This is a genomic window from Bacillus sp. 01N45 (assembly GCF_056399205.1).
Genome location: NZ_JBFTQW010000021.1, coordinates 38,584 through 48,563, shown reverse-complemented (window position 1 = coordinate 48,563; position 9,980 = coordinate 38,584). Strand labels below are relative to the sequence as shown.

Below are 9,980 nucleotides of genomic sequence, written 5' to 3'. Positions count from 1 at the left end.
ATTCGCTCGACTTGCATGTATTAGGCACGCCGCCAGCGTTCATCCTGAGCCAGGATCAAACTCTCCAATAAAGTTAGTTTGTCTAGCATCTAAAAATAAAAATTGACGTTTCACGTTGTTTGTTTCGTTCAGTTTTCAAAGAACTAATCTGCCGCTCAGAAGCGACTTTATTAATATAACATTTCGTTATATTTTCGTCAACAACTTTTTTCAATAAGTTGTTTTTCGTTTGTTTTGCTTGTTACCTTTCGTGGCAACGAATATAAATATACCAGTTTGATTATTAAAATGCAATAGTTTTTCTAATAAAATTTTTAACTTAGTAAAAAAGTATAAAAACAGCACATTTCTTCTATATAAATATAATTTCTCGCACCATCAAGAGCTACTATCCCTACGTAGCTCATACTCAAATAAAAAAAGCTTTGGAGAAATCTCCAAAGCTTAGTCTTGTTTATGACGCATAGCAGGGAATAATAATACATCACGAATAGATGGTGCATTCGTTAACAACATAACAAGACGATCAATACCAATCCCTAGCCCACCTGTAGGAGGCATACCGTACTCAAGAGCTTCAATATAATCATCATCCATCATGTGAGCTTCATCATTACCTTGTTCGCGCTCTTTTAATTGCGCTTCAAAGCGTTCTTTTTGATCAATCGGATCATTTAGCTCAGTGAATGCATTTGCATGTTCACGTGCAACGATAAATAATTCGAAACGATCTGTGAATCGTGGATCTTCGTCATTCTTTTTCGCAAGTGGCGAAATTTCTACTGGATGACCGTAAATAAATGTTGGTTGAATTAATTTATCTTCTACTTTTTGTTCGAAGAATTCGTTTATAATATGACCAACTTCCATCGTATCCTTAATACCTACATTATGTTCTTTTGCAAGTTCACGCGCTTCTTCTACACTCATTGGATTCCAGAAATCTGCTCCAGAATGTTCCTTGATTGCATCTACCATATGAAGACGTGTCCATTCTGGTTCTAGATTAATTTCATAATCACCATATTGGATTGTTGTTGTACCTAGTACTTGCTTCGCAATATGCGCAACCATATTTTCTGTTAGTTTCATAATATCTTTATAATCAGCATACGCTTCATATAATTCAATCATTGTAAACTCTGGATTATGACGAGTTGATACACCCTCATTACGGAATACACGACCGATTTCATAAACTTTTTCTAATCCACCCACAATAAGGCGTTTTAAATGAAGTTCAATTGCGATACGCATGTATAATTCCATATCTAACGCATTATGGTGCGTAATGAAAGGACGCGCAGAAGCTCCACCTGCAATTGCATGCATCATAGGTGTTTCCACTTCAAGATAACCATTGTCATCTAAGTATCTTCTCATTTCACGAATGATTTTACTGCGAGTAACGAATGTTTCACGGCTTTCCATACTTGTGATTAAGTCTAAGTAACGTTGACGGTAGCGTTGTTCAACATCTTTTAATCCATGATATTTATCCGGTAATGGACGAAGAGATTTCGTTAATAGTGTAAAGCCCGTTGCCTTCACCGAAAGTTCTCCAACGTTCGTTTTGAACACTTTACCTTCAATACCTACTAAATCACCTAAATCTGCTGTTTTAAATAATTCGTACTCTTCATCTCCAACAGCATCTTTACGAACATAAATTTGAACTTGTCCATGTAAATCTTGAATATGTGCAAATCCAGCTTTTCCTTTACCGCGTTTTGTCATAATACGACCAGCGATAGAAACAGAGATTTCTTTCTCTTCTAATTCTTCTTTAGAGAACTCTCCATATAAGCTTAATAAGTCATTTGTTGCATTTGTACGTTCAAATCGTTTACCAAACGGATCGATTCCTTGCTCACGTAAGTTATGTAACTTTTCACGACGAACAAGCAATTGGTCGTTTAATTCTTCGTGGTTCATGTTATCCATGGTATTGATATCACTCCAGCTCTATTAATTTTTACAATATATACAGTATAGCATTTTCTACTCAACTAGAAAAACTGCCAGCAACTAGCTGGCAGTTCTTCTTTCTTTCACGTAATTATAGGAAGTGTATAGAAGAATGTCAATCTTCCCTATCTATTATTAACCAACGTGAATTGTTTGTTGTTTCGCTTCTACTTCTTCTACAAATGCACCTAATACATTCGCAAGGTCCTCACGCGTATTACAAGCATTGATACCATTACGTACAGTTGCATTACCACGAACACCCTTTAAATACCAAGCTGCATGCTTTCTCATCTCTCTTACAGCGACATTTTCGTTCTTTAAATCGATAAGACGATCTAGATGCAACATACATACGTCAATTTTCTCACGCACTGTCGGTTCCGGCATTAATTCACCTGTTTCCAAATACTTTACCGTACGATAAATCATCCACGGGTCCCCAAGGGCAGCGCGACCAATCATAACACCGTCTACACCAATTTCATCAAGCATACGCTTTGCATCTTGTGGCGTTTCGACATCACCATTTCCGATAACCGGGATATTTACAGCTTGCTTTACTTGTTTAATAATATCCCAATCCGCTTTCCCTTCATACATTTGTACTCGTGTACGTCCATGAACCGCTACTGCTTGTCCGCCAGCACGCTCAACAGCTTTTGCATTCTCAATTGCAAAAATATGATCTGCATCCCAACCAATACGCATCTTAACTGTAACCGGCTTTTCAACAGCATCTACAACCGCCGCTACCATTTCATATATTTTATTTGGGTCTAAAAGCCACTTTGCTCCCGCGTCACACTTAATGATTTTCGGTACTGGGCAACCCATATTAATATCAATAATGTCTGCTGTCGTATATTTATCTACGTATTTCGCAGCATCTACAAGAGTTTCTTTCTCTCCACCAAAAATTTGTAAACTTAATGGCTTTTCTCTTTCATCAATATATAACATATCTAATGTTCTTTTGTTATTAAGTAATATCGCTTTATCACTTACCATTTCAGCACAAACTAAACCTGCACCAAATTCTTTTACTGTCAAACGGAATGCAGAGTTACACACTCCCGCCATCGGTGCTAATACAACCGGGTTTTTCATCTCAATATTTGCAATCTTTAACACTCGACTTACTCCTTCCTTCATAGTCACTTCGGCATTAATTCCTCCACTGAAACCTTTAATGCCTTAGCAACTTCCACTACAAAATCTTGGGAAGGCGATCGATTCCCTCTCTCAACTTCACCTAAAACAGATACAGATACCCCTAACTCTTTCGCAAAACCTTCTTGTGTATAACCTTTTAGCTTTCGAAAAGCACGAATGCGTCTTCCCCATTTTTCTGCTTCCATACCGTTACTCCCTCTCGCCTTTTCATTTCTTCTACTTGTGAACGTGAAATGTTTTGTTTTATATCTTGATTAATCTCTAACAACGGAACGATAACAAAAGCTCTTTCGAACATCCGCGGATGCGGAACAATAAGATTCTCTGCTTCAATATTTTCTTGATTATATAGTAAAATGTCAAGGTCGATGGTCCTCGGACCCCATCTAATTTCCCTTTTTCTTCCTAAATTATTCTCTACTCTTTGTGTGATTTTCAATAATTCTTGCGGTGATAAATTGGTAGAAATTTTTATAACTAAATTTAAAAAGCAACTTTGGTCAGTATAGCCAACTGGCTCTGTTTCATATACAGATGAAATATCGTTAACTTGGATATACGGGTTTTTGTTTAAAAACTGAATCGCTTCAGTTAAATACGTATAACGTTCTCCGATATTTGAACCTAATGCAATGTAAGCTATATTATTCATGGACGTTCTCTCGTAATTTCCACTGCTACAGCACGATAATGCCCAGGTATCGGCGGATCTGGTTTAATTACTTTAATTGTACAACGGAAAATACTCTCATATTGTTTTAATATATCTGCAGCAATATTTTCAGCGATACTCTCTACAAGCTTATACGTTCTATCTTCAACAACTTTTCTACATAACTCGAAAAGCTCTCCATAATTGACAGAATGCTCTAAGTCATCACTTTCTCCTGCCTGTTTCAAATCCAACTCCACCGTTAAGTCCACTTTAAATCTCTGACCCAATTTATTTTCCTCTGGGAATACACCATGATAACCGTAAAACTCCATATCATGAACATAAATTTTATCCAATTACTTTACCCCCTTACCAATCATCGCATCCATCATCTTAGCCATACGTGCCATTTCCTTCACATCATGAACACGAACAAACTCACAACCCTTTTCAATGCCGAGACAAACGGTAGCTCCTGTTCCCTCAAGACGTTCCTCTACCGGTAAATCTAACACATGTCCAATAAAGGACTTTCTTGAAGTACCTAAGAGAACTGGATAACCCAGTACGTTTAACTGTTCTAAATTACGCATCGCTTCTAAATTTTGTTCAGGTGTTTTAGCAAAACCGATGCCTGGGTCTAAAATGATATTCTCATCTGGCACGCCAGCATCTTTAGCAATTTTGATGCTTTCATATAAATCAGCAATCATATCAGCCATTAAATTGCGGTAATTCATGTTATCGCGATTATGCATCAAGATAATAGGTACATCATAATGAGCTGCAACTTCAGCGATTTTCGGTTCCGCCTTCGCTCCCCAAACGTCATTAATAATATGAGCGCCAGCTTCGATTGCTTGTTTTGCAACTTCAGCTTTATACGTGTCGATAGAAATAGGCAATTCCACTTCTTTTGCAACCGCCTGAATCATCGGAACAACTCGCTTTATTTCTTCTTCCACCGATACTTTAGCAAAACCCGGGCGAGTAGATTCACCGCCGATATCAATAATATGAGCACCTTCATCTCGCATTTCTTTCGCATGGCGCACCGCAGCCTCTACCTCGTTGTAACTCCCACCATCAGAAAACGAATCTGGTGTTACATTTAAAATCCCCATAATTAAAGTTTTTTCATTTAAGTTCAATGTATATTCGCCGCAGCGCAAATCATAATCCCACTTCAAACTACACATCTCCTCTTCGCAATTCATTTCTGCTCCACAATTTCTCTCTCTGCATTTCATAAAGACTCATAAATCTTTTTGTAACCATACCTACTTTACCCGGGAAATCTCGTCCCTCTATATGATAAAGCGGGACAATTTCTTGAATCGAGTTTGTTACGAAGACTTCATCAGCTGAAAGTAATTCATCTTTTGTAAAGAAACCTTCCTTTACTTCGATGCCCAGCTCTTCAGCAACCTTTATAATAAACGCACGAGTGATACCATTTAAAATCCCTGTTTTTAGCGAAGGTGTATACAAAATATCACCTTTCACGAAAAAGAGATTCGAAACAATACCCTCTGCAACATAACCTGTTTCAGTAAGGAAAATACCTTCCTTGTTCACAACATTTCCAATTTCACGTTTTCCTAAAATGTTATTTAAATAATGATGAGACTTTAAGCGAGACGCACCCTCTGGTGTATTTCGCACTTGTTTTAAAACAACCCCTTCTTTTTCCACTACACCTTCGGGGGCTGCTAAAGGTTTTATAAAAACAATAACAGACGGCTCTTCATACATTTCCGTTTGCAATCCAATTTCATCTATACCCGCTGATACATTAAAACGTACATATGCATGCTCTAATTCATTCTTAACGAGTAAATTCTTCAAAATAAGCAGTACTTCATCTTTCGTCATTGTCCATTTAATTTGCAATGTATCCAGCGCATCTATTAAACGGTCATAATGATCATCCAATAAGAAAGGATGACCATTATAAATACGAAATGTCTCAAAAACTCCAAGACCATATAAATAACCATGATCATAAGGAGAAATTCTCGCTTCACTTGCTTCTACATACTCACCATTTACGTAAATTAACACGATGTCACACTTGGGCTGTATTTACGAATGAAATTCTGCAACAACTCTTTCCCATGGGAAGTCATAATTGATTCTGGATGGAACTGTACACCTTCAATCGGTAATGTTGTATGACGGAGCGCCATAATTTCCCCTTCTTCTGTCCAAGATGTTACCTCTAAGCAATCAGGTAACGTCTCTTTCTTAACGATAAGGGAATGATAACGTGTCGCAGTAAACGGATTAGGGATATCCGAAAAAATCGTCTTTCCGTCATGATGCATAAGCGACGTTTTCCCATGCATTAAGCGCTCCGCACGTATAACCTCTCCGCCAAACACTTGTGCAATGGATTGATGTCCAAGACAAACCCCAAAAATCGGAATCTTTCCAGCAAAGTATTGAATAACCTCCATACTAATACCTGCTTCATTAGGACTACACGGACCTGGCGAAATCATTAAAAAGTCTGGTTTCATATTCTCAATATCTGAAATAGTCACTTCATCGTTACGTTTAACAACAAGCTCTTGTCCAAGTTCTCCAAGAAACTGCACTAAATTAAATGTAAAAGAATCATAATTATCAATCATTAATATCATTTCTCTCACCTAACCGTTTCTTCGCTACGTTCTTTTGCACGCCATAAAGCAATCGCCTTTTTTAACGACTCTTTATATTCATTTTCCGGATTCGAATCAATTACAATTCCCGCTCCTGCTTGTACATGCGCTTTTCCATCTTTAGCAAGCAGTGTTCTAATTACAATATTCAATTCTGTATCTCCAGAATAACCGATCCACCCGATTGAACCTGTGTAAATCCCTCGGCGAACAGGTTCTAATTCTTCAATAATTTCCATCGTACGTATTTTCGGGGCACCAGTAATTGTTCCCCCAGGGAATACAGCCTTCACTAAATCAAAAGCATCTTTATCTTCTTCCACCTCACCACGCACATTAGAAACAATATGCATAACATGTGAGTATTTCTCAATTACCATAAATTCATCTACTTCTACAGTGCCATATTTACAAACACGCCCTAAATCATTTCGCTCTAAATCCACAAGCATGACGTGCTCTGCTCTTTCTTTTTCGTTCTCAATTAACTCTTTTGCTAATTCTTCATCCTCTTGCTCATTCGCCCCTCTAGATCTCGTTCCAGCAATCGGTCTTGTACTTACTTCGGTTCCCTCTTTCTTAATTAGCAACTCTGGCGATCCACTAACAATTTGAAAATCCCCGAGCTCCAAGTAACCCATATATGGAGATGGATTAATCTCACGAAGACTTGTATAGATTTCTAGTGGGTGTGTTTGTAACGTTCTTTCTTGCCTTGTCGACAAGTTTACTTGGAACACATCACCAGCCCCAATATATTCTTGAATACATTCAACTGCCTTCATAAAACTTTCTTCTGTAAAAGCAACTGTTTCTCTTTTCTCTTCAGGGCATGCAAAAGGTATATTCACTTCTGGCGCTTCTGTCGCCCAAAGAATCTTCCATTCATTTAATCGCTCTTTTGCCTCTTCATGCTTATCTACATAATGTGTAATAATCCATAATACTTTTTCTTTTTGATCATAAACAAACACATCATCAAATAATAAAAAGAATATATCAGGTATATTAATGTCATCCTCCGCATGGGAAGGGAGTTTTTCAATATAACGGATGCAATCATAACTAAAGTAACCAATTGCACCACCTTGAAATGGAGGGTATTCCGGATTATAGTCCGTTTTCCATCGCTCCATATATTCCTGCATTAAATCTAATGGGTTTCCTTGTTTTATTGTTTCCTTACCACTTTCGCTTATATGTAACGTTTCACCCTTCCCTCGGATTACCGCTACTGGGTTCAACCCCACAATGTTATAACGACCGCCACGTCCACTCTCTAACAAAATATGTTGCGGTTTATCCTTAGAAAGAAATTTATACTGCTTAAAGAAATCTAACTGATATGGAATAGAAAGCGCTAAAGATTTTCTTCGTTGCATATCAACACCCCGTCTTCTTTTATCCCACCCTCTTAGATTAACCACCTCAAACTACATTCGTTATATATATAAAGTGGTTATACTCGAAGGCTAGTGAAAATAAATTAATTATACTACCTCTTATTTTACATGAAGTTTTCTAGTCATTCACTCTTTTCCTATTTCCAATCCAAAAAGAAAAAGCATCCTTTTCAAGGATGCTTTTTCAATCACATATAATTAAGACTCAAATTGATAAAGCGGTGTACTTAAATAACGTTCACCGTTACTCGGGATAATAACAAGTACCTTTTTCCCTTTACCTAACTTTTTCGCAATTTCTGTTGCTGCATAAATAACCGCTCCAGAAGAGATACCCACTAAAATACCTTCCTCTTTAGCCACTCTTCTTGCATATTCAAATGCTTGCTCTGCTTTTACTTGAATAATTTCATCATATACCTCTACATCCAATGTCTCTGGGATGAATCCCGCACCGATTCCTTGGATTTTATGTGGACCCGGTTTCCCACCAGATAGTACTGGTGAATCCGCAGGTTCTACTGCATAAATTTTAATATCTTTATACGCTTCCTTCAACACTTCACCAGCACCAGTAATCGTTCCACCTGTACCAATACCTGCAATAAACGCATCTAATTGGTCACCCATTTGTTCAACAATTTCCGGCCCTGTTGTTAAACGATGAATTTCTGGATTCGATTGGTTTTTGAACTGTTGTGGTATAAAGTAGCCATGCTCTTTTGCTAATTCAGTCGCTTGACGAATCGCTCCACCCATTCCTTCAGGCCCTGGAGTCAATACTAATTCCGCACCGTAAGCACGTAATAAATTACGACGCTCAATACTCATTGTTTCTGGCATTACTAAAATTGCCTTATATCCTTTAGCGGCCGCTACCATCGCTAAACCAATTCCTGTGTTACCACTTGTTGGCTCAATGATTGTATCGCCTTCTTTTAATAATCCTTTTTTTTCAGCATCTTCAATCATAGCTAATGCAATACGATCTTTAACACTGCTCCCTGGATTCATAAATTCTAATTTTAAGTATATATCTGCGCTGTTTGATTCTACGATGCGGTTCAACTTAACGATCGGCGTTTTCCCGATTAATTCTGAAACTGATTGTGCCACTCGCATTCCTGTCACTCCTAACACCGAGTATTTTTATTGGTTTTATCTATATTTAGATTTTGTCAGAAAATTCCCTGTTTGTCAATCTATTTAGAGGGTGGATTCCCTCACTTCCCTTATTACAAACTCTCAATTAAATTTGTAATATCTTCTTTAGAGAACTTGTATCGCTCATTACAGAAATGACAATGAACTTCTGTCTCTTCTTCTTCTTCGCGAATTTGCTCTAACTCTGTTTTACCTAAACTAATTAACACACTCTCAATACGTTCGCGTGAGCATGTGCAATTAAATTGAACATCCATCGTTTCTAACACTTTCACTTTATCTTCTCCAAGAACTGCATACAGTAACTCTTCTGGAGAAAGCCCTTGTTCAATTAACGTTGATACAGGAGGAATCTTCTGCAAACGATCTTCAATGAATGAAATTGTTTCTTCCTGTGCACCTGGCATAATTTGAAGGATAAATCCACCTGCCGCTAATACGCTGTCATCTCCATTTACAAGAACGCCAACTCCTACAGAAGAAGGTGTTTGCTCAGAAACTGCAAAATAATACGTGAAGTCTTCCCCTAATTCTCCTGAAACAATTGGAGATTGACCAATAAACGGCTCACGCATACCAATATCTTTAATTACTGTTACAAATCCCTCAGTACCTACCGCTTGATATACACGTAATTTCCCTTGTTCCGTTCCTTCAAAATCAACATGTGGATTCGTTACATAACCACGTACATCCCCATTTGCATGAGCATCTACTAAGATAGGACCAATCGGACCATTACCTTCTACCTTAATCGTTAACTTTTGGTCACCTTTTAACATCGCGCCCATCATTGTACCTGCAGTTAAAGAACGACCAAGTGCCGCCGAAGCTGTTCTCCATGTATCATGACGTCTTTGCGCCTCACTTACTGTGTTTGTAGTACGCACACTATATGCACGCACTTCTCCATCAAATGCTAACGCTTTTACTAAATAATCTTTCATA

General features: G+C 37.8%; 11 protein-coding genes and 1 rRNA gene. All 12 read right to left on the bottom strand.

Annotated elements, in window-relative coordinates:
- Nucleotides 1–71, bottom strand: a 16S ribosomal RNA gene (locus tag AC1DMU_RS28225); the annotation flags it as partial.
- Between the two features lie 373 nt (nt 72–444).
- Nucleotides 445–1,944, bottom strand: a complete 1,500-nt coding sequence (gene lysS / locus AC1DMU_RS28220; RefSeq protein ID WP_000369672.1) for a lysine--tRNA ligase — start codon at nt 1,942–1,944, stop codon at nt 445–447.
- A gap of 159 nt (nt 1,945–2,103) precedes the next feature.
- Nucleotides 2,104–3,102: a tRNA dihydrouridine synthase DusB gene (gene dusB / locus AC1DMU_RS28215; RefSeq protein WP_000912237.1), complete on the bottom strand. Its 999-nt coding sequence runs from the start codon at nt 3,100–3,102 to the stop codon at nt 2,104–2,106.
- 23 nt (nt 3,103–3,125) lie between these two features.
- Nucleotides 3,126–3,329 carry a helix-turn-helix domain-containing protein gene (locus AC1DMU_RS28210; RefSeq protein ID WP_000387029.1) on the bottom strand — a complete coding sequence of 68 codons (204 nt, stop codon included), beginning with the start codon at nt 3,327–3,329 and terminating at the stop codon, nt 3,126–3,128.
- Complete coding sequence (gene folK / locus AC1DMU_RS28205) at nt 3,281–3,796, bottom strand: 2-amino-4-hydroxy-6-hydroxymethyldihydropteridine diphosphokinase (protein WP_088061469.1); 516 nt, start codon at nt 3,794–3,796, stop codon at nt 3,281–3,283. Before folK ends, AC1DMU_RS28210 begins: the two co-directional genes overlap by 49 nt.
- Nucleotides 3,793–4,155 carry a dihydroneopterin aldolase gene (gene folB / locus AC1DMU_RS28200; protein WP_000358076.1) on the bottom strand — a complete coding sequence of 121 codons (363 nt, stop codon included), beginning with the start codon at nt 4,153–4,155 and terminating at the stop codon, nt 3,793–3,795. The genes folK and folB overlap by 4 nt, the downstream gene beginning before the upstream one ends.
- The gene (folP, locus tag AC1DMU_RS28195; protein WP_142291659.1) at nt 4,156–5,016 is read right to left on the bottom strand and encodes a dihydropteroate synthase; all 861 of its coding nucleotides are present in this window, start codon (nt 5,014–5,016) and stop codon (nt 4,156–4,158) included.
- The gene (gene pabC, locus AC1DMU_RS28190; protein WP_048567316.1) at nt 4,991–5,863 is read right to left on the bottom strand and encodes an aminodeoxychorismate lyase; all 873 of its coding nucleotides are present in this window, start codon (nt 5,861–5,863) and stop codon (nt 4,991–4,993) included. Before pabC ends, folP begins: the two co-directional genes overlap by 26 nt.
- The gene (gene pabA, locus AC1DMU_RS28185; RefSeq protein ID WP_000602298.1) at nt 5,857–6,444 is read right to left on the bottom strand and encodes an aminodeoxychorismate/anthranilate synthase component II; all 588 of its coding nucleotides are present in this window, start codon (nt 6,442–6,444) and stop codon (nt 5,857–5,859) included. The genes pabC and pabA overlap by 7 nt, the downstream gene beginning before the upstream one ends.
- A gap of 5 nt (nt 6,445–6,449) precedes the next feature.
- Entirely contained in the window at nt 6,450–7,847 is a 1,398-nt protein-coding gene (gene pabB / locus AC1DMU_RS28180; protein ID WP_088061465.1) for an aminodeoxychorismate synthase component I, read from the bottom strand.
- Between the two features lie 219 nt (nt 7,848–8,066).
- The gene (gene cysK / locus AC1DMU_RS28175; RefSeq protein ID WP_087983740.1) at nt 8,067–8,990 is read right to left on the bottom strand and encodes a cysteine synthase A; all 924 of its coding nucleotides are present in this window, start codon (nt 8,988–8,990) and stop codon (nt 8,067–8,069) included.
- A 113-nt stretch (nt 8,991–9,103) separates the two neighbouring features.
- Nucleotides 9,104–9,979: a redox-regulated molecular chaperone HslO gene (gene hslO, locus AC1DMU_RS28170; protein WP_075313525.1), complete on the bottom strand. Its 876-nt coding sequence runs from the start codon at nt 9,977–9,979 to the stop codon at nt 9,104–9,106.
- Nucleotide 9,980: the final 1 nt, after the last annotated feature.